At 62.1% G+C, this 26,325-nt stretch carries 28 protein-coding genes and 1 tRNA gene; 4 read left to right on the forward strand and 25 right to left on the reverse strand.

Annotation, left to right across the window (positions count from 1 at the left end; genetic code table 11):
• Positions 1 to 15: 15 nt before the first annotated feature.
• The 16 genes from hisS to trmJ all read right to left on the reverse strand — a co-directional run bounded on the left by hisS (position 16) and on the right by trmJ (position 13,197).
• Complete coding sequence (gene hisS, locus ABE456_RS14835) at positions 16 to 1,305, reverse strand: histidine--tRNA ligase (RefSeq protein ID WP_003248516.1); 1,290 nt, start codon at positions 1,303 to 1,305, stop codon at positions 16 to 18.
• 25 nt (positions 1,306 to 1,330) lie between these two features.
• Positions 1,331 to 2,440, reverse strand: a complete 1,110-nt coding sequence (gene ispG / locus ABE456_RS14840) for a flavodoxin-dependent (E)-4-hydroxy-3-methylbut-2-enyl-diphosphate synthase (RefSeq protein WP_346644593.1) — start codon at positions 2,438 to 2,440, stop codon at positions 1,331 to 1,333.
• Between the two features lie 3 nt (positions 2,441 to 2,443).
• Positions 2,444 to 3,484, reverse strand: coding sequence for a RodZ domain-containing protein (locus tag ABE456_RS14845; RefSeq protein ID WP_346644594.1), 1,041 nt, complete (start codon positions 3,482 to 3,484; stop codon positions 2,444 to 2,446).
• Positions 3,481 to 4,242, reverse strand: coding sequence for a type IV pilus biogenesis/stability protein PilW (gene pilW / locus ABE456_RS14850; protein WP_346644595.1), 762 nt, complete (start codon positions 4,240 to 4,242; stop codon positions 3,481 to 3,483). The genes ABE456_RS14845 and pilW overlap by 4 nt, the downstream gene beginning before the upstream one ends.
• A gap of 14 nt (positions 4,243 to 4,256) precedes the next feature.
• Entirely contained in the window at positions 4,257 to 5,402 is a 1,146-nt protein-coding gene (gene rlmN / locus ABE456_RS14855) for a 23S rRNA (adenine(2503)-C(2))-methyltransferase RlmN (RefSeq protein WP_346644596.1), read from the reverse strand.
• A 28-nt stretch (positions 5,403 to 5,430) separates the two neighbouring features.
• Positions 5,431 to 5,856 carry a nucleoside-diphosphate kinase gene (ndk, locus tag ABE456_RS14860; protein WP_008092560.1) on the reverse strand — a complete coding sequence of 142 codons (426 nt, stop codon included), beginning with the start codon at positions 5,854 to 5,856 and terminating at the stop codon, positions 5,431 to 5,433.
• An 88-nt stretch (positions 5,857 to 5,944) separates the two neighbouring features.
• Positions 5,945 to 6,145, reverse strand: a complete 201-nt coding sequence (gene iscX, locus ABE456_RS14865) for a Fe-S cluster assembly protein IscX (protein ID WP_025337774.1) — start codon at positions 6,143 to 6,145, stop codon at positions 5,945 to 5,947.
• A 10-nt stretch (positions 6,146 to 6,155) separates the two neighbouring features.
• Positions 6,156 to 6,497, reverse strand: coding sequence for an ISC system 2Fe-2S type ferredoxin (fdx, locus tag ABE456_RS14870; RefSeq protein ID WP_346644597.1), 342 nt, complete (start codon positions 6,495 to 6,497; stop codon positions 6,156 to 6,158).
• A gap of 3 nt (positions 6,498 to 6,500) precedes the next feature.
• Positions 6,501 to 8,363: a Fe-S protein assembly chaperone HscA gene (gene hscA / locus ABE456_RS14875; RefSeq protein ID WP_346644598.1), complete on the reverse strand. Its 1,863-nt coding sequence runs from the start codon at positions 8,361 to 8,363 to the stop codon at positions 6,501 to 6,503.
• Positions 8,364 to 8,405: 42 nt separating this feature from the next.
• Positions 8,406 to 8,927: a co-chaperone HscB gene (hscB, locus tag ABE456_RS14880; RefSeq protein ID WP_346644599.1), complete on the reverse strand. Its 522-nt coding sequence runs from the start codon at positions 8,925 to 8,927 to the stop codon at positions 8,406 to 8,408.
• An 8-nt stretch (positions 8,928 to 8,935) separates the two neighbouring features.
• A complete protein-coding gene (iscA, locus tag ABE456_RS14885) occupies positions 8,936 to 9,259 on the reverse strand; it encodes an iron-sulfur cluster assembly protein IscA (RefSeq protein WP_003248536.1) in 324 nt (107 codons plus the stop codon).
• A gap of 28 nt (positions 9,260 to 9,287) precedes the next feature.
• Complete coding sequence (gene iscU, locus ABE456_RS14890) at positions 9,288 to 9,674, reverse strand: Fe-S cluster assembly scaffold IscU (RefSeq protein ID WP_003248539.1); 387 nt, start codon at positions 9,672 to 9,674, stop codon at positions 9,288 to 9,290.
• A 46-nt stretch (positions 9,675 to 9,720) separates the two neighbouring features.
• Positions 9,721 to 10,935 carry an IscS subfamily cysteine desulfurase gene (locus ABE456_RS14895; protein WP_346644600.1) on the reverse strand — a complete coding sequence of 405 codons (1,215 nt, stop codon included), beginning with the start codon at positions 10,933 to 10,935 and terminating at the stop codon, positions 9,721 to 9,723.
• Between the two features lie 46 nt (positions 10,936 to 10,981).
• Entirely contained in the window at positions 10,982 to 11,473 is a 492-nt protein-coding gene (gene iscR, locus ABE456_RS14900) for a Fe-S cluster assembly transcriptional regulator IscR (protein ID WP_008092572.1), read from the reverse strand.
• 179 nt (positions 11,474 to 11,652) lie between these two features.
• Positions 11,653 to 12,438 carry a serine O-acetyltransferase gene (gene cysE, locus ABE456_RS14905; RefSeq protein WP_016501401.1) on the reverse strand — a complete coding sequence of 262 codons (786 nt, stop codon included), beginning with the start codon at positions 12,436 to 12,438 and terminating at the stop codon, positions 11,653 to 11,655.
• 3 nt (positions 12,439 to 12,441) lie between these two features.
• Entirely contained in the window at positions 12,442 to 13,197 is a 756-nt protein-coding gene (trmJ, locus tag ABE456_RS14910; RefSeq protein ID WP_346644601.1) for a tRNA (cytosine(32)/uridine(32)-2'-O)-methyltransferase TrmJ, read from the reverse strand.
• Positions 13,198 to 13,348: 151 nt separating this feature from the next.
• Here trmJ and suhB point away from each other — a divergent pair, with 151 nt between their 5' ends.
• Positions 13,349 to 14,167: an inositol-phosphate phosphatase gene (suhB, locus tag ABE456_RS14915; RefSeq protein WP_016713212.1), complete on the forward strand. Its 819-nt coding sequence runs from the start codon at positions 13,349 to 13,351 to the stop codon at positions 14,165 to 14,167.
• Positions 14,168 to 14,270: 103 nt separating this feature from the next.
• Here the strand turns inward: suhB and ABE456_RS14920 are convergent, their stop codons facing one another.
• From ABE456_RS14920 to queA, 6 genes are all read right to left on the reverse strand, one after another.
• Positions 14,271 to 14,813 (reverse strand): glycine zipper 2TM domain-containing protein, encoded by a 543-nt coding sequence (locus ABE456_RS14920; RefSeq protein ID WP_346644602.1) that lies wholly within the window; start codon positions 14,811 to 14,813, stop codon positions 14,271 to 14,273.
• A gap of 118 nt (positions 14,814 to 14,931) precedes the next feature.
• A complete protein-coding gene (secF, locus tag ABE456_RS14925) occupies positions 14,932 to 15,840 on the reverse strand; it encodes a protein translocase subunit SecF (protein WP_346644603.1) in 909 nt (302 codons plus the stop codon).
• A gap of 10 nt (positions 15,841 to 15,850) precedes the next feature.
• On the reverse strand, positions 15,851 to 17,713 hold the full coding sequence (gene secD, locus ABE456_RS14930; RefSeq protein WP_346644604.1) for a protein translocase subunit SecD: 1,863 nt from the start codon (positions 17,711 to 17,713) through the stop codon (positions 15,851 to 15,853).
• 63 nt (positions 17,714 to 17,776) lie between these two features.
• Positions 17,777 to 18,112 (reverse strand): preprotein translocase subunit YajC, encoded by a 336-nt coding sequence (yajC, locus tag ABE456_RS14935; protein ID WP_008092587.1) that lies wholly within the window; start codon positions 18,110 to 18,112, stop codon positions 17,777 to 17,779.
• A gap of 42 nt (positions 18,113 to 18,154) precedes the next feature.
• On the reverse strand, positions 18,155 to 19,270 hold the full coding sequence (gene tgt, locus ABE456_RS14940) for a tRNA guanosine(34) transglycosylase Tgt (protein ID WP_346644628.1): 1,116 nt from the start codon (positions 19,268 to 19,270) through the stop codon (positions 18,155 to 18,157).
• A 14-nt stretch (positions 19,271 to 19,284) separates the two neighbouring features.
• A complete protein-coding gene (gene queA / locus ABE456_RS14945; protein ID WP_346644605.1) occupies positions 19,285 to 20,334 on the reverse strand; it encodes a tRNA preQ1(34) S-adenosylmethionine ribosyltransferase-isomerase QueA in 1,050 nt (349 codons plus the stop codon).
• A gap of 107 nt (positions 20,335 to 20,441) precedes the next feature.
• Between queA and ABE456_RS14950 the strand changes: the two genes are divergently transcribed.
• The 3 genes from ABE456_RS14950 to ABE456_RS14960 all read left to right on the forward strand — a co-directional run bounded on the left by ABE456_RS14950 (position 20,442) and on the right by ABE456_RS14960 (position 22,145).
• Positions 20,442 to 20,526: transfer RNA gene (locus ABE456_RS14950), tRNA-Leu, on the forward strand.
• Positions 20,527 to 20,701: 175 nt separating this feature from the next.
• Positions 20,702 to 21,256 (forward strand): hypothetical protein, encoded by a 555-nt coding sequence (locus ABE456_RS14955; RefSeq protein WP_346644606.1) that lies wholly within the window; start codon positions 20,702 to 20,704, stop codon positions 21,254 to 21,256.
• Positions 21,243 to 22,145: a nucleotidyl transferase AbiEii/AbiGii toxin family protein gene (locus tag ABE456_RS14960; RefSeq protein ID WP_346644607.1), complete on the forward strand. Its 903-nt coding sequence runs from the start codon at positions 21,243 to 21,245 to the stop codon at positions 22,143 to 22,145. Before ABE456_RS14955 ends, ABE456_RS14960 begins: the two co-directional genes overlap by 14 nt.
• 62 nt (positions 22,146 to 22,207) lie before the next feature.
• Here the strand turns inward: ABE456_RS14960 and ABE456_RS14965 are convergent, their stop codons facing one another.
• From ABE456_RS14965 to ABE456_RS14975, 3 genes are all read right to left on the reverse strand, one after another.
• On the reverse strand, positions 22,208 to 24,688 hold the full coding sequence (locus ABE456_RS14965) for a TonB-dependent siderophore receptor (RefSeq protein ID WP_346644608.1): 2,481 nt from the start codon (positions 24,686 to 24,688) through the stop codon (positions 22,208 to 22,210).
• Between the two features lie 116 nt (positions 24,689 to 24,804).
• Positions 24,805 to 25,746 (reverse strand): FecR domain-containing protein, encoded by a 942-nt coding sequence (locus tag ABE456_RS14970; protein WP_346644609.1) that lies wholly within the window; start codon positions 25,744 to 25,746, stop codon positions 24,805 to 24,807.
• Positions 25,746 to 26,252, reverse strand: a complete 507-nt coding sequence (locus ABE456_RS14975; protein ID WP_346644610.1) for a sigma-70 family RNA polymerase sigma factor — start codon at positions 26,250 to 26,252, stop codon at positions 25,746 to 25,748. The genes ABE456_RS14970 and ABE456_RS14975 overlap by 1 nt, the downstream gene beginning before the upstream one ends.
• Positions 26,253 to 26,325 lie beyond the last annotated feature (73 nt).

The following is a 26,325-nucleotide window of genomic DNA, read 5'->3' on the forward strand; positions in this document are numbered from 1 at the left end:
GCTTGTTGAACCGCGTTACGCCTGAGCGATCGCGGTTTCCAGGTGCTCTGCCAGAGCATCCCAGGCAATGTTCTGTTGTTCGCCCTGACCACGCAGGGGCTTCAAGCCGATTTCTTGCTTGGCCAGCTCGTCGTCGCCGAGGATCAAGGCGAACAGTGCGCCGCTCTTGTCGGCTTTCTTGAACTGGCTCTTGAAGCTGCCACCACCGGCGTTCACCGCCAGGCGCAGGCCCGGCAGGCGATCGCGCAGGCCTTCGGACAGGCGCAGGCCGGCCAGCTCCGCCTGCTCGCCAAAGGCGCACAGGTAGACGTCGATCTGGCGGCTGATGGACTCTGGCACCTTGCCCAGGGTTTCCAACAGCAGGATCAGGCGCTCGATGCCCATGGCGAAACCAACGCCGGTAGTCGGCTTGCCGCCCATCTGTTCGACCAGGCCGTCGTAGCGGCCACCAGCGCACACAGTGCCCTGGGCGCCGAGTTTGTCGGTCACCCACTCGAACACCGTCTTGCTGTAGTAGTCCAGGCCACGTACCAGCTTGGTATTGATCACGAATGGAATGCCGGCGGCATCGAGGCGGGCCTTGAGGCCCTCGAAGTGCACGCGCGATTCTTCGTCCAGGTAGTCTTCCAGCTTCGGCGCGCCAACCAGCACCGCCTGGGTGTTCTGGTCCTTGCTGTCGAGGATGCGCAGCGGGTTGCTCTTCAGGCGGCGCTGGCTGTCTTCGTCCAGCTGCTCCAGGCGCGCCGAAAGGAACTCGACCAGCGCGTCACGGTAGCGCGCGCGGGCTTCGCTGGTGCCCAGGCTGTTGAGTTCGAGCTTGACCGCGTCCTGGATGCCCAGCAGGCCCCACAGGCGCCAGGTCAGCATGATCAGCTCGGCATCAATGTCCGGGCCGTCCAGGTTGAACACTTCCACGCCAATCTGGTGGAACTGGCGGTAGCGGCCCTTCTGCGGGCGCTCGTGGCGGAACATCTGGCCGATGTACCACAGCTTCTGCACCTGGCCGTTGCCGGTGATACCGTGCTCCAGCACGGCACGCACGCAGGCAGCGGTACCTTCCGGGCGCAAGGTCAGCGAATCGCCGTTGCGGTCCTCGAAGGTGTACATCTCTTTTTCGACGATATCGGTCACTTCACCGATGGAGCGCTTGAACAGCTCGGTGAACTCGACGATCGGCGTGCGGATCTGGCTGTACCCGTAGGTGTCCAGCAGGCCGGCCACGGTGCCTTCGAAGTAGCGCCACAGCGGCGACTGTTCAGGCAGGATGTCGTTCATGCCACGGATGGCTTGCAGCGATTTGCTCACGAATAGTCCTTACGAATTCTGTGTGTCAGCCACGGGCGATCAGCGCCGCGTCAGCTTCGGCCTTTTCGGCCGCTTTCTGGCGGATGAGCTTTTCCAGCTCATCGACCAGGTTGTCATTGGTCAGCTTTTGCGCAGGCTTGCCGTCGATGTAGATCAGGTTCGGCGTACCGCCGGTCAACCCTACATGGGCTTCCTTGGCTTCACCCGGGCCGTTGACCACACAACCGATCACCGCCACGTCCAGCGGCACCAGCAGGTCTTCCAGGCGCCCTTCCAGCTCGTTCATGGTCTTGACCACATCGAAGTTCTGCCGCGAGCAGCTCGGGCAGGCGATGAAATTGATGCCACGCGAGCGCAGGTGCAGCGACTTGAGGATGTCGTAGCCGACTTTCACTTCTTCGACCGGGTCGGCCGCCAGCGAGATACGGATGGTATCGCCAATGCCTTCGGCCAGCAGCATACCGAGGCCGACGGCGGATTTCACCGTCCCCGAACGCAGGCCACCGGCTTCGGTGATGCCCAGGTGCAGCGGCTGCACGATCTGCTTGGCCAGCAAGCGGTAGGCTTCGACGGCCATGAACACGTCGGAGGCCTTCACACTGACCTTGAAGTCCTGGAAGTTCAGGCGGTCGAGGTGCTCGACGTGGCGCAGGGCCGACTCGACCAGCGCCGCCGGGGTCGGCTCGCCGTACTTCTTCTGCAGGTCCTTTTCCAGGGAACCGGCGTTCACGCCGATGCGGATCGGGATGCCACGGTCACGGGCGGCATCGACCACGGCGCGTACACGGTCTTCACGGCCGATGTTGCCTGGGTTGATACGCAGGCAGTCGACACCCAGTTCGGCCACGCGCAGGGCGATCTTGTAGTCGAAGTGGATGTCGGCGACCAGTGGCACGCTGACCTGCTGCTTGATGCGGCCGAACGCCTCGGCGGCGTCCATGTCGGGTACCGAGACGCGCACGATGTCCACGCCGGCATCGACCAGGCGTTGGATTTGCGCCACGGTGGCGGCCACATCGTTGGTGTCGGTGTTGGTCATGCTCTGCACCGCGATGGGCGCATCACCACCCACCGGCACATTGCCGACCCAGATTTTGCGGGATTCGCGACGTTTGATCGGAGATTCGCCGTGCATGACTTACTGTCCCAACTTCAGGCGAGCGGTCTCGCCACTGGTGAACGGGGCAACATCGACGGCCTGGCCGTTGTAGCTGACCTGGGCGCCACGGGCAAAGCCCAGGCGTACCGCGAACGGCGGCTTGCCGGTCAGCTCGAGGTTGTCCCCCTTGCGCTTGACGGCGCTGAACAGCACCTTGCCGTTGCCGTCGCTGACCTGGGTCCAGCAATCGGCGGTGAACTGGATGGCAACCTTGGCGCTGCCTGCCGGCACTACGGCTGGCGTCACCGGCGCGGCAGCGGCCACAGCCGGTGCACCCGCAACAGGCGCAGCGGCGGCCGGAATAGCCGGTGCTACCGGGGCGGGCGTGGCGGCAGGTGCACTGACGGCGGGTTGCACAGGTGCCGGCTGGGCCTGTGCCGGGGCTGGCGCTGCGGTAGCGGCGGGTGGCGGGCTTGCCGGCGCCTGTTCGGCGGCAGGCTGCTCGGCAGCGCCCTGCGCCAGCGGCAGCGGCGCGCTTTCGGGCTGCTGGCCAGCGGAAACGGCCTGGTCTTCAGGTTCATCAAGCGGGTGAATCTGGGTGGTGCCGTCGGCGCTCTCGACTTCGACGTGCTCCAGGGCAATCTTGGCCAGGTCCTTGCCACGCAGGCTACCCTGGTCCTGCCACCAGACGAAGCCGCCGCCGACCACGGCCACCAGCAACAACAGGCTGACACCACGCAGGATATTGTGCGACAGGCGCACCGGCTCTTCGATACGGCCCAGCGAATGCACGTCGCTGCCTTTGGCGTGGGTACCGGTATAGCGGTCGAAGGCATCCACCAGGGCGGCCTGGTCGAGGTCCATCAACTTGGCGTAGGCGCGGATGTAGCCACGGGCAAAGGTGTGCCCCGGCAGCTTGTCGAAGGCGCCGGTTTCTACATGGTTCAACGAGCTGACAGTGAGGTTGAGCTTGCGGGCCACCTCGGCTTGTGACCAGTCCCGGTTCTCACGGGCCTGACGCAAAAGCTCACCGGGGTTCTGGCCAGGCGCTACTGCTACTTCGGGATGCGCGGCTTTCATCGTTGCTCCGACAGGTATTGCTGATATTCCGGCGTACCGGGATAAAGTCGTTGTAATTGCTGGCCCAGCTCGGCCAGTGTGCCCTGCTCGTCGAACACCCTGGCAAGGCGGCTGCCCAGCAGCAGGCTACGGGCATCGTGGTCGCTCAACTGGCTGAAACGATCGTAGTAGTCCCGGGCCGGCACATAATGCCTGTTTTCGTAGGACAACTCAGCCATTTCCAGCAACGCTTTCGGTTGCCGCTGGTTGAGTTGCAGAGCTTTCAGCAGGTACGTGTGCGCCTGGTCGCGGCGTTCGAGCTTCAGGGCAGTCAGGCCCAGGTTCTCATACACCCGTGAGCGCTCAGGATACAGGGTATCGGCACTGGCCAGGCGAAACATCTGCTCAGCCTCGGCAAATCGCCCCTGAGCATAAAGGAAACTGCCGTAATTGTTGCGTATTCGCGTGTCACCGCTGCGGGCCTGCAGGGCCTTGCGAAAGTGCGCTTCGGCCAACGCCGGCTCACCTTCGGCCTGGAACACCAGCGCCAGGGCGGCGTGCGCGTCGGCATCAACGCTATCGAGGGCCAGGGCCTTGCCCAGCGGCGCCTTGGCCTGCTCGGTCAAACCCTGTTGCAAATAACCCAAGCCAAGCTGCACATAGGCCCGCCCCGCCTCTACCCTGCCCTGGCGACTGGCCAGAGGGTCGCCCGCGCCGCCCGACACGCAGCCGGCCAGCAGCGAAAGCGCAAGGATCGACAGCGCGGCGCGCAGGCTCATGGGCAACGTCCCGGTCAGTGGCGCGCGGTGCTGTCTTGCAGCTCGACGTCCGCGGAAAGCTGACGCACGGCGATGTAGCGCTCACTGCGGCGGGTGCGGTCGTTGACCTGGCCAACCAGCTGACCACAGGCGGCATCGATGTCGTCGCCACGGGTGGTACGGGTGGTGACGTTGAAGCCACCGTGGTGCAGCAGGTCCTGGAAGCGACGAATGGCGTTGTTGCTTGGCCGCTCGTAGCCCGAATGCGGGAACGGGTTGAACGGAATCAGGTTGATCTTGCATGGCACGTCGCGCAGCAGTTCGATCATCTGCGCGGCATGCTCTGGCTGGTCGTTGACGTCCTTGAGCAAGGTGTACTCGATGGTGAGGACACGCTTGCCACCCAGGGTGGACATGTAGCCCATGCACGATTCCAGCAGCATCTTCAGCGGGTACTTCTTGTTGATCGGTACCAGCTTGTTGCGCAGCTCGTCGTTCGGTGCGTGCAACGACAGGGCCAGCGACACGTCGATGTGCTTGGCCAGCTCGTCGATCATCGGCACCACGCCCGAAGTGGACAGGGTGACGCGACGCTTGGAAATGCCATAGCCCAGGTCATCCATCATGATTTTCATGGCGGCGATGACGTTGTCGAAGTTCAGCAAGGGCTCGCCCATGCCCATCATGACCACGTTGGTAATCGCGCGATCGATCTTGGCAGGGACGGTCCCGAAGGATTTGTTGGCAAGCCACACCTGGCCGATCACTTCGGCGGCGGTGAGGTTGCTGTTGAAGCCTTGCTTGCCGGTGGAGCAGAAGCTGCAGTCCAGGGCACAGCCGGCTTGCGACGACACGCACAGGGTGCCGCGGTCGTCGGTAGGAATGTAGACGGTCTCGACGCAGCTGCCGGAGGCAACGCGGATCACCCACTTGCGGGTGCCGTCGGCGGAAATGTCTTCACTGACCACTTCCGGGGGGCGAATCTCGGCAACGGCCTCGAGCTTTTCGCGCAAGACCTTGCCTACGTTGGTCATGGCCGCAAAGTCGGACACGCCAAAATGGTGAATCCATTTCATCACCTGGCCGGCACGGAAGCGCTTCTCCCCGATTGAGTCGAAGAATTGTTCCATTTCCGGCTGGGTCAGACCCAACAGGTTGATTTTGCCAGTAGATGTCGTCATGGATTCACCCTCACCCGTAAGCTTTCGCTTAGCGAGTGGTTACCTCGGTAGCAGCGAAGAAGTAAGCGATTTCGCGAGCAGCAGCAGCTTCGGAGTCCGAACCGTGAACGGCGTTGGCGTCGATCGACTCGGCGAAGTCAGCACGGATGGTGCCGGCAGCAGCTTCTTTAGGGTTGGTGGCGCCCATCAGCTCACGGTTCAGAGCGATGGCGTTTTCGCCTTCCAGAACCTGAACAACAACCGGGCCGGAAGTCATGAAGGCAACCAGGTCACCGAAGAAGCCACGAGCGCTGTGCTCGGCGTAGAAGCCTTCGGCTTCGGCTTTGGACAGTTGCTTGATTTTCGAGGCAACGATTTTCAGGCCAGCTTCTTCGAAGCGAGTAGTGATCTTGCCGATAACGTTTTTGGCAACTGCGTCAGGCTTGATGATCGAGAAAGTACGTTGAACAGCCATGGAAAACTCCAGAATATGAGTGTTACGAAAAATTAAACCCGCGAATTATACGCGGGTTCCGGGGGATTGCCTAACCTGCAGATGACGCTTAGTCGGCTTCGTCAATCCAGGCAGCCTGGATTGCCTCGAGCACTTTCTCACCGCCGCGTGACGGATCGTCGCTGAACTCTGGCAATGCCAGCACCCAGCTGTGCAGGTCGACGAAATTCACATAACGAGGATCGACCTCTGGCTTGCTTTCTGCAAGCTGGATGGCGATCTCAAGTACATCAATCCATTTCAGGCTCATGGGGCAAACCTCAGTGCGGCGCTTCGGCGGCGTGGTTGAGCGAATACTTGGGGATCTCGATGACCAGGTCTTCGTCACCGACGACCACCTGGCAGCCCAGGCGCGACTGCGCCTCCAGGCCCCAGGCCTTGTCCAGCATGTCCTCTTCCAGCTCGTCGGCTTCTTCGAGCGAATCGAAGCCCTTGCGCACGATGCAGTGGCAAGTGGTACAGGCCTTGACGCCGCCGCAGGCGCTTTCCATCTCGATGTGGTGGTCGTGGGCCAGTTCCAGGATATTGGTCCCGGTCTTGACTTCCACGGTCAGCCCTTCGGGGCAGAACTTCTCATGCGGCAGGAATGTCACCAGCGGCATCGATTACTCCTCGATCTCATTCAGGTTGCGCCCGGCCAGTGCGGCTTTGACCGTCGAATCAAGGCGACGGGCGGCAAATGCGTCGGTCACCTGCGACAGACGCTTGGTCTGTTGCTCGATGGCTGCGCCATCGGTGCCGGCCAGCAAATCACGTAGTTCTTGCATCTGGTATTCGATGGCGTCGCGCTCGTCACTGCTGAGCAGGCGCTCACCGTCGGCGTCCAGGGCGCCCTGTACTGCTTCGAGCAGGCGCTCGCCGTCCACCTGGTGCTCGCGCAGCTGGCGAGCCTGCTTGTCGGAACCTGCGTGTTCGAAGGAGTCCTTGAGCATGCGGGTGATTTCGCCGTCCGTCAGGCCGTAGGACGGCTTGACCTGGATGCTGGCTTCCACGCCCGAACCCAGTTCGCGGGCGCCAACACTGAGCAGGCCATCGGCATCGACCTGGAAGGTGACGCGGATTTTCGCCGCACCGGCGACCATGGCCGGAATGCCGCGCAGCTCGAAGCGTGCCAGCGAGCGGCAGTCGCTGATCAGTTCGCGCTCGCCCTGCAGCACATGGATCATCATGGCCGACTGGCCATCTTTATAGGTGGTGAATTCCTGGGCACGCGCCACCGGAATGGTGGTATTGCGCGGGATCACCTTCTCCATCAACCCGCCCATGGTCTCAAGGCCAAGCGACAGCGGGATGACATCGAGCAACAGCAGTTCGCCACCTTCGCGGCGGTTGCCAGCCAGGGTATCGGCCTGGATGGCAGCACCGATGGCCACCACCTGGTCGGGGTCGATCGAGGTCAGCGGGGTACGGCCGAACAGCGCGCCCACCGCTTCACGCACACGCGGCACGCGGGTCGAACCACCGACCATGACCACGGCGCTGACTTCTTCCAGCTCCACGCCACTATCACGCACAGCGCGACGGCAAGCCTTGAGGCTGCGGGCGACCAGTGGCTCGATCATGGCTTCGAAGGCGGCGCGGCTCAGCTCACCCTGCCAGGTGCCATGGCTGACAGCGACCACGTCGGCGTCGGTCAGGGCTTCCTTGGCCGCGCAGGCGGTTTGCAGCAGCGCGCGCTGGGTAGCCGGGTCCAGGTCGGAGGACAGGCCGGCCTGCTCGATGATCCAGCCGGCAATGGCGTGGTCGAAATCGTCACCGCCCAGGGCGGTATCGCCACCGGTGGCCAGCACTTCGAACACGCCAGCGGTCAGGCGCAGAATGGAAATATCGAACGTACCGCCACCCAGGTCATAGATGGCCACCACGCCTTCGGCGTTCTGGTCCAGGCCGTAGGCCACGGCAGCTGCGGTCGGCTCGTTGAGCAGGCGCAATACGTTCAGGCCGGCCAGGCGCGCAGCGTCCTTGGTGGCCTGGCGCTGGGCATCGTCGAAATAGGCCGGCACGGTGATCACCGCGCCTACCAGCTCGCCACCCAAGGTAGCTTCGGCACGCTCACGCAGCACCTTGAGGATGTCGGCAGACACTTCCACCGGGCTTTTCGGCCCCTGCACGGTGTCGATGAACGGCATGTGCGACTCACCGCCAACAAAGCGGTACGGCAGCTGCTCACCCAGTTGCTTGACGTCGGCCAGGCCACGCCCCATCAGGCGCTTGACCGACAGCACGGTGTTCAACGGGTCGCTGGAAGCGGCATCACGCGCAGCCTGCCCCACTTCGTTGCGCCCTTCGAGGTAGCGCACCGCGGACGGCAGAATGACGTTGCCCTGCGCGTCGGGCAGGGGCTCGCTACGGCCGCTGCGCAGTGCAGCGACCAGAGAGTTGGTAGTACCCAGGTCGATCCCCACCGCCAGGCGGCGCTGGTGCGGCTGAGGGCTTTGACCGGGTTCGGCAATCTGCAGTAGGGCCATGCTTATCTGAATACCTTAGGTGCCATCACGGGCAGCACCGGGTTAATCGTCGAGGCGCTCTTCCAGTTGGCGCACTTCTTGGGCGAGCTTGTCGAGGAACTGCATGCGTCGCATCAGGCGTTCGGCCTTGTCGCGCTCGCCGGGGGCATCCCAGCAGGCGGCAAAGTCCTCGTTCAGCGTGTCCTGGGCGACCTTCAGGCGCTTCTTGAACACACCGACACCGTCAAGGTCGGCTTCGTCCTGCAACTCTTCGAGCTCTTCACGCAACTGCATCTGCTGCAACAGGAATTCCGGGTCGTGGACCGTGACTTCCTGGGGCACTTCGTGGCCGCTGATGGCCAGCAGGTAGCGGGCCCGACGCGGCGCACTGCGCAGGGTCTGGTAGGCGTCGTTGAGCGCTGCGGACTTTTCCAGCGCCACGCGCTGCTCACGCTCGGAGGCGTCGGCAAAGCGGTCGGGATGGACCTCGCGGGCCAGCTCGCGATAGCGAGTGGCCAGCTTGTCGAGATCCAGACGGAAGCTTGGCTGGAGGTCAAACAATGCGTAATGACAAGGAGTACCCACAGCCAGCCTCAAACGTTGAAGCTTTCGCCGCAGCCACACTCACCGCGCACGTTGGGGTTGTTGAACTTGAAGCCTTCGTTCAACCCTTCCTTGACGAAGTCCAGCTCGGTGCCATCGAGGTAAACCAGGCTCTTGGGATCGATGATCACCTTGACGCCGTGGTTCTCGAACACCTGGTCTTCGTCCGCCAGTTCGTCGACGAACTCCAGCACGTAGGCCAGGCCCGAGCAACCGGTGGTGCGCACGCCCAGGCGAATGCCCTCACCTTTGCCGCGCCCGTCGAGGGAGCGGCGAATGTGGTTGGCGGCGGCTTCTGTCATGCTGATAGCCATCAGAACTCCTTACCTCGCAACAAGCGACTTAGATCAAGCCTTTCTTCTGCTTGTAATCGCGTACGGCTGCCTTGATGGCATCTTCGGCGAGTACCGAGCAGTGGATCTTGACCGGCGGCAACGCCAGTTCTTCGGCCAGCTGGGTGTTCTTGATGGTTTCGGCTTCGTCCAGGGTCTTGCCCTTCATCCACTCGGTGGCGAGGGAGCTGGAAGCGATGGCCGAACCGCAGCCGTAGGTCTTGAACTTGGCGTCTTCGATAACGCCCTGCTCGTTGACCTTGATTTGCAGACGCATCACGTCACCGCACGCTGGGGCACCGACCATGCCGGTACCGACATCCGGGTCCTCGGCATTCATCTTGCCGACGTTGCGTGGGTTTTCGTAGTGGTCGATGACCTTTTCACTGTATGCCATGGTGCAATTCCTTCCTCATCAGGGAGCCGCTCTTGCCGGCGACTGCTTAGTGGGCGGCCCACTCGATCTTGGAGATGTCAACGCCGTCTTTGTACATGTCCCACAGCGGCGACAGCTCACGCAGTTTGTTTACCGCCTCGCAGACTTTCTGCGCGGCGTAGTCGACTTCTTCTTCGCTGGTGAAGCGGCCGAAGGAGAAGCGGATCGAGCTGTGCGCCAGCTCGTCGTTGCGGCCCAGAGCGCGCAGTACGTACGACGGCTCGAGCGAAGCGGAGGTGCAGGCCGAACCGGACGAAACGGCGATGTCCTTCAGCGACATCAGCAGCGATTCGCCTTCGACGTAGTTGAAGCTCAGGTTCAGGTTGTGTGGCACGCGGGCGGTCTGGCTACCGTTGACGTACAGCTCTTCAAGGTTGGAGACCTGCTTGAAGAAGCGGTCGCTCAGGGCCTTGATGCGCGCGTTTTCAGTGGCCATTTCCTGCTTGGCGATGGCGAAGGCTTCGCCCATGCCGACGATCTGGTGAGTCGGCAGGGTGCCCGAACGCATGCCGCGCTCATGGCCACCACCGTGAATGATGGCTTCCAGGCGTACGCGAGGCTTGCGGCTGACGTACAGCGCGCCGATGCCTTTCGGGCCGTAGACCTTGTGCGCCGAGAACGACATCAGGTCGACTTTCAGCTTTTGCAGGTCGATTTCAACCTTGCCAGCCGATTGCGCGGCGTCAACGTGGAACAGCACGCCGCGCGAGCGGGTCAGCTCACCGATGGCAGCGATGTCGTTGATCGAGCCGACTTCGTTGTTCACGTGCATCAGCGAGACCAGGATGGTGTCGTCGCGCAGCACCGCTTCTACCATGGCCGGGGTGACGATGCCGTCTTCGCCTGGCTCTAGGTAGGTGACTTCAAAACCTTCACGCTCCAGCTGGCGAGCGGTGTCGAGGACCGCCTTGTGCTCGATCTTGGAGGTGATGATGTGCTTGCCTTTGGTCTGATAGAAGTGCGCGACGCCTTTCAGTGCGAGGTTGTCGGACTCGGTGGCACCACTGGTCCAGACGATTTCGCGCGGATCGGCGTTGATCAGCTCGGCAACCTGGCGACGACCGTTCTCGACCGCTTCCTCGGCCTTCCAGCCGAAGACGTGGGAGCGCGAAGCCGGGTTACCGAAGTTCCCGTCAACCAGCAGGCAGTCGGCCATCTTCTGGGCCACGCGTGGGTCGACCGGGGTGGTCGCGGAGTAATCGAGGTAGATCGGCAACTTCATTTGTCTCTCCTATCAGGCGGTGGCGTCGCTCGTCGTCCCAGGGGGATCAATCGACGGCGGACGTCTCAATCTTGTCCAGCTGGGCGGTTCGGCCTGCGACACGACGCAGGTCCTGGCGCTGGGCGACTTCCTGCACCTCACGGCGCATGACGAGGTCGGCCAGGCTGATGCCGCTGAGGAATTCATGGATCTGCTGGCTGAGGTCGCACCACAGGTGGTGGGTCAGGCAGGTATCACCGGCATGGCAGTCCCCGAGGCCCTGGCAGCGGGTAGCATCGACCGATTCGTTGACCGCATCGATGACCTGGGCCACCTGGATGGTTTCCATGCCCCGCGACAGCTGGTAGCCACCGCCTGGACCACGCACGCTGGAAACCAGGCTGCTGCGGCGCAGCTTGGCGAACAGCTGTTCCAGATAAGAGAGGGAAATGCCCTGGCGCTCGGAAATGTCGGCCAAAGACACCGGCCCATGCTGCGCGTGCAACGCCAGGTCGAGCATGGCGGTCACGGCGTATCGGCCTTTGGTAGTCAGTCGCATGGCTATTGGGTACCACGGGAGTTTCGGGATGTGTGCGAGTATGCGATTCCCGAGCATTTAAGTCAACTATTAGACCTAGTGCTTTAGTCGGGTTTGCATCGGGGAGGCGGGCGCGATTGTAGCAGACGAGGGGCGTGAGCACACGCCCCGTATGTCACTATGATTTCAGCACGGCGCAATCAATGCGACTGAGTGTCGCGCTGGGCCACCTGGGCAACTTCGGTGAAGTCGTCTTCCGGCAGCGCCGGCAGCTCTTTGGCACAGTAGTCACTGCCCATCTTGGTCAGCGCGCCACACATACCCTCCAGCCGCTCGTCGACTGCCTGCAGGTGGTCGAGCATCTGGCCGATGGCGCGAGCCACCGGGTCGGGCATGTCGCCACTGACACCGTAGGCGTCGAAACCGATCTTCTCGGCCATGGCCTTGCGCTTGGCCTCGACTTCTGTGTCTTCGCTCTTGACGATGATCCGCCCCGGGATGCCCACCGCGGTGGCGCCGGCCGGCACCGCCTTGGTCACCACCGCATTGGAGCCGATCTTGGCCCCGGCGCCGACCGTGAACGGGCCCAGCACCTTGGCCCCCGCCCCTACCACCACGCCGTTTTCCAGGGTGGGGTGACGCTTGCCTTTATTCCAGCTGGTGCCGCCCAGGGTCACACCCTGGTAAAGGGTGACGTCATCACCGATCTCGGCAGTTTCGCCAATAACGATGCCCATGCCATGGTCAATAAAGAAGCGCCGGCCAATGGTGGCACCCGGGTGGATCTCGATACCGGTCAGCCAGCGGCCGAAGTTCGACACCAACCGGGCCAGCCACTTGAAATCACGCTTCCACAGGGCATTGCCCAGGCGGTGCAGCCAGATGGCATGCATGCCCGGGTAGCAGGTGAGCACCTCGAAGGCATTGCGCGCAGCCGGGTCACGGTGGAATACGCTTTGAATATCTTCACGCAGGCGTTCAAACATCTGTCAGTCCTTCCGTTTATGCGGCTCGCCCCGGACCACCTTCTGGGTCTCGGTAAGGATGCCGCGCAAAATGCTCATTTCCGAACGCTCGACCGCCACCCGCCCATACAGCCGGCGCAGGCGCGGCATCAGGTGCTTGGGCTTCTCGGGGTCGAGGAAGCCGATGCCCACGAGGGTTTTCTCCAGGTGGTCGTAGAACAGCTCCATTTCGTCCATGGTCGCCAGCTCGCTGGCGTCAACCTTCTCGACTTTGCCCGGCGCTGCACCGGCGGCCAGCCAGGCCATGCGCACCTCATAAGAGAGCACCTGCACGGCGGCCGCCAGGTTCAGCGAGCTGAAGTCGGGGTTGGAGGGAATGTGCACGTGGAAGTGACATCGCTGCAGTTCTTCGTTGGTCAGGCCGGCGTGTTCACGCCCGAACACCAGGGCGATCTCTTCGCCACCGTTGGCATGCTCCACCGCCTTGGCACCACACTCGCGCGGGCCGATCAGCGGCCAGGGGATGCTGCGCTCGCGGGCGCTGGTACCCATTACCAGGTTGCAGCCAACCAGTGCCTGTTCGAGGCTGTCGACCACCAGGGCGTTGTCCAGCACATCGTCGGCGCCCGAAGCACGGGCACTGGCATCCACGGCGGGGAACTCTTTCGGCTGCACCAGCACCAGGCGCGACAAGCCCATGTTTTTCATGGCACGCGCAGCGCCGCCGATGTTGCCGGGGTGGCTGGTATTGACCAGAACAACACGAATATTTTGCAGCAAGGTGTTGTGCTCACAGATGCAGGAATCAGGGCCTTCGATCTTACAGAACCGACAGACGTAACGCCATGAAAGCAAATGTGACACTTCTGCCGCCAAAGTTTTCTGCTAGAATGATCGGCTTTCTTCTTTAACATCTCCAGGTGACCCGCCCATGCAGCCTATGCTGAATATCGCCCTGCGCGCCGCTCGCAGCGCCAGTGAACTGATTTTCCGCTCCATCGAACGCCTGGATAGCATCAAGGTCGATGAGAAAGAGGCCAAGGACTACGTTTCCGAAGTCGATCGCGCCGCCGAGCAGAGCATCGTCAACGCCCTGCGCAAGGCCTACCCGAACCACTCCATCCAGGGCGAGGAAACCGGCCTGCACGCGGGTAGCGGCGAAGAAGGCAAGGATTACCTGTGGATCATCGACCCACTGGACGGCACCACCAACTTCCTGCGTGGCATCCCGCACTTCGCCGTCAGCATCGCCTGCAAATACCGTGGCCGCCTTGAACACGCCGTGATCGTCGACCCGGTTCGCCAGGAAGAATTCACCGCCAGCCGTGGCCGGGGCGCCCAGCTCAACGGCCGCCGCCTGCGCGTCAGCTCGCGCACCAGCCTGGAAGGCGCCCTGCTGGGTACCGGCTTCCCGTTCCGTGACAACCAGATGGCCGACATGGACAACTACCTGGGCATGTTCCGCGCCCTGACTGGCCAGACCGCCGGCATCCGCCGCGCCGGCTCCGCCAGCCTGGACCTGGCCTACGTGGCCGCAGGCCGCTTCGACGCCTTCTGGGAGTCGGGCCTGTCCGAATGGGACATGGCAGCCGGCGTGCTGCTGATCCAGGAAGCTGGCGGCCTGGTCAGCGACTTCAACGGTGGCCATGACTTCCTCGACAAGGGCCATATCGTTGCGGGCAACATCAAGTGCTTCAAGGCCGTGCTGACCGCTATCCAGCCGCACCTGCCAGAGAGCATGAAGCGCTAAGCGCAGGTTGCCGCCAAACAAAAAGCACCCCTCGGGGTGCTTTTTTTATACCTGATGATTTGCGCCGCCTGTGCCGGCGATGAGGCCGGTACAGGCAACAACATCACTGGCCAGCTTCGCTGAGGATCAGCTTGCCATTCTTGTCCAGCGGAATGGTCGAGCCGGGCTCGCGGTCCATCTTCACCTGCCCCACCTGGTCACCAATGGTGTACTTCACGTTGTAGCCCACCACCTTCTCGCTGATGTCGTTGACCGTGTTGCAGCGGGTTTGCGTGGTGGTATAGGTGTCACGCTCCTGCATGCCTTCCTGCACTTTGTTACCGGCGTAACCACCACCGACCGCACCGGCCACGGTGGCGATCTTCTTGCCGGTACCACCACCAATCTGGTTACCCAGCAGGCCACCGGCTATAGCGCCCACCACTGTACCGGCGATCTGGTGCTGGTCCTTGACTGGCGCCTGACGGGTCACAGCGACGTCCTTGCAGACCTCGCGCGGGGTTTTTACCTGTTGTTTGATCGGCTGCACGTCAGTGACCTGCGCATACTCAGGCCCCTTGTTGACCAAGCTGTAGGTCGCGACAGCACCTCCGGCAGTCACACCGACAGCACCCAGTACCGCACCCACTAGCATTGATTTGTTCACATGAACCTCCTGATCATACCCGCGGGTCCAACCCGCCTTCTCCCAGCCTTGGAGCGAAAAAAAAGGCGCGAGTTCAACACTCGCGCCTTCATGCCGCCAAACGGTGTGTAAAAAACGCTTACGGGCGCTCGTCCACACCCTCGGCTTTGGCTGGCGGGATCAGGTCTTCACTGCTCAGGTTGAGCCAGATCAGTACCACGTTGGCGATGTAGATCGACGAGTAGGTACCGGCCATGACGCCGATGAACAGGGCCAGCGAGAAACCGAACAGGTTGTCACCACCGAAGAACAGCAGCGCAGCAATGGCCAGCAAGGTCGAAACCGAGGTGGCGATGGTGCGCAGCAGGGTCTGGGTGGTGGAAACGTTGATGTTCTCGATCAGCGAGGCCTTGCGCATGACGCGGAAGTTCTCACGTACCCGGTCGAACACGACGATGGTGTCGTTCAGCGAGTAGCCGATGATCGCCAGCACCGCCGCCAGAACCGTCAGGTCGAAGGTGATCTGGAAGAACGACAGGATACCCAGGGTCACCACCACGTCGTGGATCAGCGAGATGATCGCACCCACGGCGAACTTCCACTGGAAGCGGAAGGCCAGGTAGATGAGGATGCCGCCCAGTGCCAGGAGCATGCCCATGCCACCTTGGTCGCGCAGCTCTTCACCCACCTGCGGGCCGACGAACTCGACGCGCTTGACTGTGGCCGGGTTGTCGCCGCCAGCCTTTTGCAGGGCTGCGGCTACCTTGTTGCCCAGCTGCGGGTCATCACCCGGCATACGCACCAACAGGTCGGTGGTAGCGCCAAAGCTCTGCACCACAGCCTCGTGGAAGCCTGAGTCGACCAACTCGGCACGTACCGCCTTGAGGTCGGCCGGGCGCTCGTAGGTCAGCTCGATCAGCGTACCGCCGGTGAAGTCCAGGCCAAAGTTCAGGCCCTTCTGCCACCAGCTGAACAACGCCAGCACGGTGAGGAGCAAGGTAATGGCGAACGCGACATTGCGCACGCCCATGAAGTTGATGGTTTTCATCGCAGCTCCCTCAAACCCACAGCTTCTTGATGTCACGCCCGCCGCAGGTCAGGTTGACCATTGCACGGGTCACCATGACGGCGGTGAACATCGAGGTGAAAATCCCGAGGGACATGGTGACCGCAAAGCCTTTGACCGGGCCGGTACCCATGGCGAACAGGATGCCGCCAACCAGCAGGCTGGTCAGGTTGGCGTCGATGATCGCGGTGTAGGCGCGGTTGAAGCCTTCGTGGATGGCGCGCTGCACCGACATGCCAGCATTAAGCTCTTCGCGGATACGCGAGAAGATCAGCACGTTGGCGTCTACCGCCATACCCATGGTCAACACGATACCGGCAATACCCGGCAGGGTCAGGGTAGCGCCCAGCAGCGACATCAGCGCCAGCAGCAGGACCATGTTGCCCGCCAGGGCGATGGTGGCGATCACGCCGAAGCCGCGGTAGATGGCGATGATGAACAGCGAGACGAACAGCATGCCCCACAGCGACGCATCGATACCCTTGGTGATGTTGTCGGCACCCAGGCTTGGGCCAATGGTACGTTCTTCGGCGAAGTACATTGGCGCGGCCAGACCACCGGCACGCAGCAGCAGGGCCAGTTCCGACGATTCGCCCTGGCCGTTCAGGCCGGTGATGCGGAACTGGCTGCCCAGCGGCGACTGGATGGTCGCCAGGCTGATGATTTTCTTTTCTTCGACGAAGCTTTGTACGGCAACGTCCTTCTCGACGCCATCGACAGTCTGCTTGACGTAGCGGGTAACCGGCTTCTGCTCGATGAAGATCACCGCCATGCTGCGGCCGACGTTGCTACGGGTAGCACGGCTCATCAGCTCGCCACCGTGGCCATCCAGGCGGATGTTCACCTGCGGGCGGCCGTGTTCGTCGAAGCTGGCCTGGGCGTCGGTAACCTGGTCACCGGTGATGATCAGGCCGCGCTCGACCGGTGCGGAACGGCCGCCCTCACGGAACTCGAACACCTCGGTAGTGGCCTTGGATGCACCCGGCTCGGCACCGAAGCGGAACTCCAGGTTGGCGGTTTTACCGAGGATACGCTTGGCTTCGGCAGTGTCCTGCACGCCTGGCAGCTCGACCACGATACGGTTGGCGCCCTGGCGCTGTACCAGCGGCTCGGCCACGCCCAGCTCGTTCACGCGGTTGCGCACGGTGGTGAGGTTCTGCTTGATCGAGTATTCGCGGATCTCGGCGACTTTCGCCTGAGTCAGCGCCAGACGCAGCACCGCAAGCTCGTTGCGCTCGGTGGTGGTCAGGTCGAAGTCATTGAAATTCTTGCGGATCAGGGCACGTGCCTGTTCGCGGGTAGCATCGTCAGCGAAGCCCAGCATGATGCCGCCATCCTGCTGGGGCAGGCTGCGGTAGCGGATGCGCTCTTTGCGCAGCAAGGTCTTGACCTCGCCTTCGTAGACTTTCATGCGGGCGCTCATGGCCTTGTCCATGTCCACTTCCAGCAGGAAGTGCACACCACCGGACAGGTCCAGGCCCAGCTTCATCGGGCTTGCACCCAGGCTGCGCAGCCATTGCGGGGTAGTCTGGGCCAGGTTCAGGGCCACGACGTAATCATCGCCCAGTGCCTTGCGCACTACATCCTTGGCTGGCAGCTGGTCTTCCTGACTGGTCAGGCGGATCAGCCCGCTGCCCTTCTCACCCAGGCTTGCGCCTTTTACGGCGATCTTGGCATCGACCAGCGCCTTGCTGACGCGATCGAGGTCGGCCTGGTTAACATGCAGCGCCGAGCTGGCACCACTGATCTGCACCGCCGGGTCATCCGGGTACAGGTTGGGAGCGGAATAAATGAAACCGACCACCAGTACCAGCACGATCAGTGCATATTTCCACAGAGGGTATTTGTTCAGCATCACGCCGCCCGTTCAAGACGCGGGGCGCGTTGCGCGCCCCGACTGGAAAATAAAACCGGTAACTCAGATAGCCTTGAGCGTACCTTTTGGCAGGGTCGCGGCAATCGCGCCCTTCTGGAACTTCAGCTCGACAGTGTCGGAAACTTCCAGTACCACGAAGTCATCGGAAACCTTGACGATCTTGCCGGCGATGCCGCCATTGGTGACAACTTCGTCACCTTTCTGCAAGTTGCTCAGCAGGTTCTTCTGCTCTTTGGCACGTTTGGCCTGTGGGCGCCAGATCATCAGGTAGAAGATGACCAGGAAACCGACCAGGAAAATCCACTCGAAGCCGGTACCGGCTGGGCCGGCGGCAGGTGCTGCAGCGTCCGCGTATGCGGCGGGGATCAAGAAGCTCATTGGGCACTCCTAATGTAATTTTCTAATAATGGATGCGGACAGTCAGCCCAAGGGCGGTACGGGAAGCCCGCGCTTGGCGTAGAAGGCGTCGACAAAGGCGGCCAATTTACCCTGTTGAATAGCCTCGCGTAAACCGGCCATCAAGCGCTGGTAATGGCGCAAGTTGTGGATGGTATTCAGCATGCTGCTCAGCATTTCGCCGCACTTGTCCAGGTGATGCAGATAGGCGCGCGAGAAGTTGGTGCAGGTATAGCAGTCACAGGTCGGATCCAGCGGCGAATCATCATGGCGATGGAACGCATTGCGGATCTTGATCACCCCTGTATCGACAAACAGATGACCGTTGCGTGCGTTACGCGTGGGCATCACGCAGTCGAACATGTCGACGCCGCGGCGCACACCCTCAACGAGATCTTCCGGTTTGCCTACCCCCATAAGGTAACGAGGTTTGTCAGCAGGCATCTGGTCCGGCAGGTAATCCAGCACTTTGATCATTTCGTGCTTGGGCTCGCCCACCGACAGGCCGCCGATGGCCAGGCCGTCGAAGCCAATGTTTTCCAGGCCTTCCAGCGAGCGCATGCGCAGGTCCTGGTACATGCCGCCCTGGACGATGCCGAACAGCGCCGCGGTGTTGTCGGCGTGGGCATTCTTCGAGCGCTGGGCCCAGCGCAGCGACAGCTCCATGGAGGTGCGCGCCACATCGTGCTCGGCCGGGTATGGGGTGCACTCGTCGAAGATCATCACTACGTCCGAGCCCAGGTCACGCTGTACCTGCATCGACTCTTCCGGGCCCATGAATACCTTGGAGCCATCGACCGGCGAGGCGAAGGTCACGCCCTCTTCCTTGATCTTGCGCATGGCACCCAGGCTGAACACCTGGAAGCCGCCGGAGTCGGTGAGGATCGGGCCTTTCCATTGCATGAAGTCGTGCAGGCCGTTGTGTTTCTTGATCACCTCGGTGCCCGGGCGCAGCCACAGGTGGAAGGTGTTGCCGAGGATCATCTCGGCGCCAATGGCCTCGATATCGCGTGGCAGCATGCCCTTGACCGTGCCATAGGTACCCACCGGCATGAACGCCGGGGTTTCCACGGTGCCACGTGGGAAGGTGATGCGACCACGACGGGCCTTGCCGTCGGTGGCCAGCAATTCGAAGGACATTCGACAGGTGCGACTCATGCTTGATCCTCGGGGCCGCGTGGCGCCGGATTGCGGGTGATGAACATGGCATCACCGTAACTGAAGAAGCGGTACCCCTGCTCGACCGCCGCCGCGTAGGCGGCCATGGTCTCGGGGTAGCCGGCGAAGGCCGAGACCAGCATCAGCAGCGTGGACTCCGGCAGGTGGAAGTTGGTGACCAGGGCATCGACCACATGGAACGGCCGGCCAGGGTAGATGAAGATATCGGTGTCGCCACTGAAGGCCTTGAGCACGCCGTCACGCGCCGCGCTCTCCAGCGAGCGCACGCTGGTGGTGCCGACCGCGATCACCCGGCCGCCACGGGCGCGACAGGCCTCGATGGCATCGACCACATCCTGGCCCACTTCGAGCCATTCTTTATGCATGTGGTGGTCTTCGATCTTGTCGACCCGTACCGGCTGGAAGGTACCCGCGCCCACGTGCAAGGTGACGAAGGCCCGCTCGACGCCCTTGGCGGCGATCTTTTCCAGCAGCGCCTCATCGAAGTGCAGGCCTGCGGTAGGCGCGGCAACCGCACCAGCGCGCTGGGCGTACACGGTCTGGTAGCGCTCACGGTCGGCGCCCTCGTCGGGGCGGTCGATGTAGGGCGGCAGCGGCATATGGCCGACACGGTCGAGCAGTGGCAGCACCTCTTCGGTGAAGCGCAGTTCGAACAGCGTGTCGTGGCGCGCGACCATTTCGGCCTCGCCACCGCCATCGATGAGGATGACCGCGCCTTCCTTGGGCGCCTTGCTGGCACGCACATGGGCCAGCACCCGGTGGCTGTCGAGCACGCGTTCCACCAGCACTTCCAGCTTGCCGCCGGAGGCTTTCTGGCCAAACAACCGCGCCGGGATCACCCGGGTGTTGTTGAACACCATCAGGTCGCCGGGGCGCAGGTATTCGAGCAAGTCGGGGAATTGCCTGTGCGCCAGCGCGCCGCTCGGCCCATCGAGGACCAGCAGACGGCTGCCATGGCGCTCGGCCAGCGGGTGGCGGGCGATCAGGGAATCAGGGAGTTCGAAGGAAAAATCGGCGACGCGCATGATGATGTTCGGTTCGGCAGGGCCGGGAAGTTTAGCCCAATGTGTGAAAATTGACCATGAAAGCCGATTGACCGACTAGCGGCACCTCTCTATACTGCGCGCCACATGCCCTGATGGCGGAATTGGTAGACGCGGCGGATTCAAAATCCGTTTTCGAAAGGAGTGGGAGTTCGAGTCTCCCTCGGGGCACCAAAATCCGGAAAAAACCGACCTTATGGTCGGTTTTTTTCGTCTGCTAATCGGCCATCGCACCGCCGCCCCTCTTCACTCAACAGTAAGTTACACAAAATGTAACTTACTGTGCATCATGAAGGCTGCGGATCTACACTTGGTGTCACTGATCGTGACTTTGTGTAGAGCCACCGCCATGCGCGAACAACCCTTGCGACGTCTCTATAAAGGCCTGCAGCAGTTAGCCACTGCACAACGCTACCTGTTCACCCCTGCAGATATGCGAGCCCTGCTCCCGGACCTCTCCGATATCGCCTATCGGGCTCTACTGAGCCGAGCTGCCAACGACAGCACCTTGATCCGACTCTGCCGTGGCCTCTATCTCTACACCCCAGTAAAGCCAAATCAAGGGCTTGTTCTGTACCACGCCGCTGCACGTCTGCGAGCGAACAACCTGAACTACATCAGCCTGGAATCTGCCCTCAGCGATGCAGGCGTAATTTCGCAGGTGCCCCTGAACTGGATCACCCTCATGTCGTCTGGGCGAAGCCAGATCATACGTTGCGGTACATTCGGCACCCTTGAGTTCATCCACACCAAACGCAAGGCCGCCGACCTTCAGGGCCAGATCGACTACGACGAACGCTGCCGGTTGTGGCGCGCCAAGCCGGCCCTTGCCCTCGCGGACATGAAGCGCGCCAAGCGCAGCCTTGACCTGATCGATTGGGAAATTGCCAATGAACTTGTTTGACCAGCTAGTCCAGCAGGCCCTGACCAACATACCAGACCTCGCCCCGCTACAAGTGGTCGTGGAAAAGGAGCTGCTACACCACGACATCATGCGAATTCTGAGCGAGTCAGGGATGTTGCAAGGTCTCTGCTTCATCGGAGGTACATGCCTACGGACCTGCTACGGTTCCAGGCGGCTAAGCGAAGCCCTCGACTTCACCGGCGGCGTAGATTTCAAACGGGAGGATTTTGCTGCGCTGAAGGAAAACCTAATTGCAAGCCTGAATGAAAAATACGGATTGCAGGTGGATGTAAGCGAGCCTACACGTGAAGAGGGTAATGTCGAGACGTGGAAGCTGCGCGTACAGACGCGCCCCGAGGCCCGACACCTGCCAGCGCAGAAAATACATATCGATATCTGTGCCATTCCCTCCTATCAGCCCAGGCCGATGACCTTGTTGAATCCGTATGGGGTCGACATGGGAACGGAGGGTTTGATCATCAACGCGCAAAGTCTGGAGGAGATCTTCGTCGACAAGCTTCTGGCATTTGCACTGCGACGAGGGCGTATCAAAAATCGTGATCTGTGGGATATCGCCTGGCTGAGGCAGCGGGCCGTGGCGCCCGCCTACGCGCTAGCTGAGCAAAAGCTCGCCGATCATATGACCACTGCCGAAGTGCTCTTCAAGCAGGGAGATGAACGGATGGCCAGCTTGGATCTGGAGCTGACAAGGCAAGATTTTCAGAATGAGATGCGCAGATTTTTACCTTTGCAAGTGGTTAGCCAGACGGTCGAGAACCTGGCGTTCTGGGAATACGTCGTAACGACGGTCAGGGAGCACTTCAACGCATTGAAGACGCAACTCGGCGATCAAGATCGCGGCACGAATAACTCTGCATTTCTAATGTAAATTGCCCCCGGAACACACGCAGAACCGGGGAGCATCCGTGACAAGTGGAGGACGCGCAGGCCTCAGAAATCCGCCCGCAGGGTCACGGTGTAGTTGCGCGGATCGCCGTAGTAGTTCGCCGCATACAGCCAGCCAATGCTGGAGTAGTACTTCTTGTCGAACAGGTTGTTGCCGTTCAGCGACACGCTGAAGTTCTTGTTGATCTGGTAGGCCAGGCGCGCATTCCAGATGGCATACCCCGCCTGCTCGATCTTCCCTACCCCATCGGTACCGCCAAAGTTGCCGTGGTAGTTGCGACTCTGAATGTTGGCACCACCGCCCACGGTCCACTGGTCCAGTTGACCCGGCAGGTTGTAGTCGGCCCAGAAACGCAGCAGGTGCCGAGGCGTGTAGGTGTTGAAGGTGCCACCCGCCTCCGACTCGCCATCCTGCGGGTCGTTGCGGTATTCGGTATGGGTGTAGGTGTAGCCGGCAAACAGCTGCATGCGGTCCAGCACTTCGCCGCTGATCTCGGCGTCGAAGCCCTGGGTACGCACCTTGCCGCCCGCCACGTAGCAGTTCTCGCCACCGTTATCCCCGCACAGGGTGGCCTGGGCGCGGTTCTCCTGGTCGACCTGGAACAGCGCGAAGCTGGTGTTGACGCGGCCGTCGAACAACTCACCTTTCAGGCCCATCTCATAGTTGGAACCTACGATGGGTTTCAGCGGGGCGTTATCCACGCTCAGCTCGGTCTGCGGCTTGAAAATGTCGGCGTAGCTCACGTACGCCGACCACTGATCGTTCAGCGCATAGATCAGGCCACCATAAGGCGTGAACTCGCCGCTTTCCCGCGCATGGGCCGGGGTTGGCGATACGCCGTTGAAGCGGTTCAGTTCGTAGTCGTACGTGTAGTTGCTGGTTCGCCCGCCCAGTACCAGGGTCAGAGGGTCGGTCAGCTTGTAGCGGGTCACCGCGTATATCCCGCTTTGGCGGATCTTGGCCTTGGAGGTACCCGGGTAGGTGTTGGTACCTTCTGCGCCCAGCAGTTGATCCATGCTCGGGCGCTGTGGCGAAACCGGGTCATAGATATTGATCGGGCCCAGGTTGAGGAACCCGGCTTGCAGGTCATCGGTATGCAGGTCGCTGGCGTTGGCGCCCACCACTACTTCGTGCTCGCGGCCAAACGCGCGCCACTTGCCGGTAAGGTTGATGTCGCCGCCCTTGTTGATGTTCTCGAAGTCGTACATGTAGGCACGCGAGCGCATGCCGTTACCGGTGGCCGGGTCTACCGCGCCACGGCCGAAGCTGTAGAGGATGTAGTTGGTTTCGCGCATGTAGCTGCCGGAGGCTTTCAGGCGCCAGTCTTCGTTGAAGTCGTGGGTCACGTCGGCGAAGTAGGTGGTCTGCTTGTTGTCCCACTTGTTCCAGTCGGCACCGGTGAAGGTCGAGCGGCTGACGTTCACCGCGCTACCATCCTTGTTGCGCGGCAGGCCGCTGAAGAACGGCGTGGCGTGCAAGTCTTCCACGCTGGCACCCGCCGCTACCGTGGTGGCGTCGCTAAGGTCGTATTCGAGGATGCCGTAGAGCACGTTCTTGCGGCTTTCGGCAGTGTCGTAAAAGTAATTCTGGTCTTCATGGCCGGCCACCAGGCGGCCGCGCAGCGAGCCGTCGGCGTTGAGCGGGGCGCTGCCGTCGATGGTCTGGCGATAGGTATCCCAGGAGCCGGCGCTGGCGGTTATCGACAGGGACGGCTCAGCCTTCGGGCGCTTGCGCACCAGGTTGATGGCCGCGCCGGGGTTACCGCTGCCCTGCAGCAGGCCGTTGGCGCCGCGCAGGATTTCGACACGGTCGTACAGCAGGGTGTCGGAGGTGAAGCTGCTGCCGATGGCGTAGTAGCGGCGGTCGAGTGGTACGCCATCGTACTGGATGGTTTCCACCTCGAAGCCACGCGAGTAGATGTACTTGCCGCCCGACGGGCTCTGCAGGGTGGTGATACCGGTGGTCTTCTCCAGCACTTCATCCAGGGTGTCGAGGCGCTGGTCGTCCATGGCCTTGCGCGTGACCACGCTGACCGACTGCGGAATGTCCTTGAGGCGCTGGGTGCCCTTGCCGATGGTGACGGCGTTGGAGGTGTAGCTGCCCGAGCCCTCGGTGGTCGCCTGATCCTGAACGCCGTTGATGTTCAGCGGCTCCAGGTTCAAGGCGGCGCCGCCGGAGGCTGCGCTCAAGGGAACGGGCTGCAGGCCATAGACGTTGTTGCCACGGCGCACGGCCTGCAACCCGGTGCCGGCAAGCAGGTGCTGGAAGCCTTCCTCGATACCGTATTGCCCCTGCAGCCCTGGGCTGGACAAGCCACGAGTCAGCTCCGAGGTGTACTGCAGGGTAATCCCTCCCTCACTGGCGAAGCGGGCAAGCACCTGGGCCAGGCTGCCGGACGCGATGCTATAGGCTTGTGGCGCCTGGGTGGGCGCGGCCAAGGCGTGCACGCCAGCACCCTGCAGGGCGATGGCCAGGGCGCTCAGGGCGAGCACCCGTCGATAGCTGGGCACACGTGGTTTAGCCATGGCGAGATCGGTCGTGGCGACAGGTGAAGAAGAGCGGATCATTGAGAAATTGTCCCTTTATGTGTGGCAGTTCCACAGGTAAGGACTGATGAGTCTGGAAAACGGGCCAATTCTCATTAACGCTTGCCAACGGTGACCCAGTAGCGGGTGCGGTAATCCACTTGCACCGGCAATGTGGCGGGCAGCGCGGCCAGGATGGCGTCGGTGTTTTCCAGCTGGAAAGCGCCGCTGATCAACAGCTGCCCCACGTCGGATTGGCAGCGCAGCCAGCCCGGTCGATAACGCCCCAGCTCGCGGAGGAACTCACGCAACGGCATTTCGTCGACCACCAGCTGGCCGTGCGTCCATTGGCTGTCCTGTTCACGGGCGGGTGCCACGGCGCCCTGCCCCCAGCCATCGAAGGTAAGCTGCTGGCCTGCATCAAGGGTTTGCCGGGGGCCACGGGCGGGCGTGACCAACACCGCGCCCTGGAACACCGCCAACTGTGTCGTGCCCTCGCGCTGGCGAACCAGGAAGCGAGTGCCCAAAGCCTCCATCAGGCCTTGTTCGCTGGCGACACGTAATGGCCGGTGATGGGAGCTGTGGGCGTCAGGCCCGCTGTCGATCATGATTTCGCCACGGCTCAGGCTGATCAGGCGTTGATCCGCGTCGAAATCCACGTCCACCGCAGTGTCGGTATTCAACTGCAGCAGCGTACCGTCGGCCAGCGTCAGTTGCTGGTGCTGGCCAACGCCCGTGGCGTAGGCCTCATTAGGTACAACTTGGCGATAACCCACGTAGCCAAGCGGTGCGGCGATGGCCAACGCCAGCATTTGTTTCATCACCTGGCGGCGCTCGCGGTTCAAGGTGCCCATGGCCAACTGCTGGGGCAGCAGGCCAAGCTGGGCTTGCACCCGCAAGGCTTTCTGCCAGGCCCGTTCATGTTCGGGCGCGGCTGCACGCCAGCGGCTGCAGGCAGCACGCTGGGCCGGGCTGACGGCTGCGTCGAGCATCAGCATGTGCCAGTTGGCCGCCTGCCGGGCCACTTCCGGGGTAATGCGGGGCTGCTGGCTGGGCATCAGAAGTCTTCGTCGAACAGGATGCAGGCTTCCAGGGCATTGGCCATGTGCCGCTTGACCGTGCGCTCGCCAATGCCCAGGCGGCGCGCCACCTCGATGTAGGTCAGGCCCTCCAGTTGCACCAGCAGGAATACCGAGCGCACCACTGGCTTGAAGGTATCGAGCAGTGCGTCCAGTTGCTGCAGGGTTTCGCGCATGGAACACTGCTCCTCGGCAGACAGCGCGAACAGCTCGGGGAGTTGCGCGAGCATTTCCAGGTAGGCGCGTTCCAGCGACTGGCGGCGGAAATGGTCGTAGACCAGGCGCCGGCTGACCGTTGCCAGGTAGGCCCGGGGGCGTTGCAGGCTGAGGCTGGCGCCCGCCTTCTGCTGGGCCTGGAGTATCCGCAGGAAAGTGTCCTGTGCCAGGTCGGCGGCCTGCGCCGAACAGCCCAGCCGGCGATAAAGCCACTGCTTGAGCCATCCGTTGTGCTCGGCATAAACCTGACTCAGATCGTCGTTTATCACGGGTATCCCTCCGGGCGAGGATGGCACATTAGATGATAACGATTATCAAATCAATTCTTCCTGTACTGGCTCT

The sequence above is a fragment of the Pseudomonas sp. TWI929 genome (genome assembly GCF_039673335.1).
In the GTDB taxonomy this organism is placed as follows: Bacteria; Pseudomonadota; Gammaproteobacteria; order Pseudomonadales; family Pseudomonadaceae; genus Aquipseudomonas.

Coding starts and splice junctions, on each gene's coding strand:
- ABE456_RS14960 (WP_346644607.1), top strand. CDS start 21,243: ATGAACTTGTTTGACCAGCTAGTCCAGCAGGCCCTGACCAACATACCA.
- secD (WP_346644604.1), bottom strand. CDS start 17,713: ATGCTGAACAAATACCCTCTGTGGAAATATGCACTGATCGTGCTGGTA.
- pilW (WP_346644595.1), bottom strand. CDS start 4,242: ATGAGCCTGCGCGCCGCGCTGTCGATCCTTGCGCTTTCGCTGCTGGCC.
- ABE456_RS14970 (WP_346644609.1), bottom strand. CDS start 25,746: ATGCCCAGCCAGCAGCCCCGCATTACCCCGGAAGTGGCCCGGCAGGCG.
- ispG (WP_346644593.1), bottom strand. CDS start 2,440: ATGCACGGCGAATCTCCGATCAAACGTCGCGAATCCCGCAAAATCTGG.
- secF (WP_346644603.1), bottom strand. CDS start 15,840: ATGAAAACCATCAACTTCATGGGCGTGCGCAATGTCGCGTTCGCCATT.
- suhB (WP_016713212.1), top strand. CDS start 13,349: ATGCAGCCTATGCTGAATATCGCCCTGCGCGCCGCTCGCAGCGCCAGT.
- ABE456_RS14955 (WP_346644606.1), top strand. CDS start 20,702: ATGCGCGAACAACCCTTGCGACGTCTCTATAAAGGCCTGCAGCAGTTA.
- iscA (WP_003248536.1), bottom strand. CDS start 9,259: ATGGCTATCAGCATGACAGAAGCCGCCGCCAACCACATTCGCCGCTCC.
- tgt (WP_346644628.1), bottom strand. CDS start 19,270: ATGTCCTTCGAATTGCTGGCCACCGACGGCAAGGCCCGTCGTGGTCGC.
- fdx (WP_346644597.1), bottom strand. CDS start 6,497: ATGCCGCTGGTGACATTCCTGCCGCATGAGAAGTTCTGCCCCGAAGGG.
- iscX (WP_025337774.1), bottom strand. CDS start 6,145: ATGAGCCTGAAATGGATTGATGTACTTGAGATCGCCATCCAGCTTGCA.
- rlmN (WP_346644596.1), bottom strand. CDS start 5,402: ATGACGACATCTACTGGCAAAATCAACCTGTTGGGTCTGACCCAGCCG.
- ABE456_RS14895 (WP_346644600.1), bottom strand. CDS start 10,935: ATGAAGTTGCCGATCTACCTCGATTACTCCGCGACCACCCCGGTCGAC.
- ndk (WP_008092560.1), bottom strand. CDS start 5,856: ATGGCTGTTCAACGTACTTTCTCGATCATCAAGCCTGACGCAGTTGCC.
- iscR (WP_008092572.1), bottom strand. CDS start 11,473: ATGCGACTGACTACCAAAGGCCGATACGCCGTGACCGCCATGCTCGAC.
- queA (WP_346644605.1), bottom strand. CDS start 20,334: ATGCGCGTCGCCGATTTTTCCTTCGAACTCCCTGATTCCCTGATCGCC.
- cysE (WP_016501401.1), bottom strand. CDS start 12,438: ATGTTTGAACGCCTGCGTGAAGATATTCAAAGCGTATTCCACCGTGAC.
- iscU (WP_003248539.1), bottom strand. CDS start 9,674: ATGGCATACAGTGAAAAGGTCATCGACCACTACGAAAACCCACGCAAC.
- yajC (WP_008092587.1), bottom strand. CDS start 18,112: ATGAGCTTCTTGATCCCCGCCGCATACGCGGACGCTGCAGCACCTGCC.
- ABE456_RS14845 (WP_346644594.1), bottom strand. CDS start 3,484: ATGAAAGCCGCGCATCCCGAAGTAGCAGTAGCGCCTGGCCAGAACCCC.
- ABE456_RS14965 (WP_346644608.1), bottom strand. CDS start 24,688: ATGGCTAAACCACGTGTGCCCAGCTATCGACGGGTGCTCGCCCTGAGC.
- hscA (WP_346644598.1), bottom strand. CDS start 8,363: ATGGCCCTACTGCAGATTGCCGAACCCGGTCAAAGCCCTCAGCCGCAC.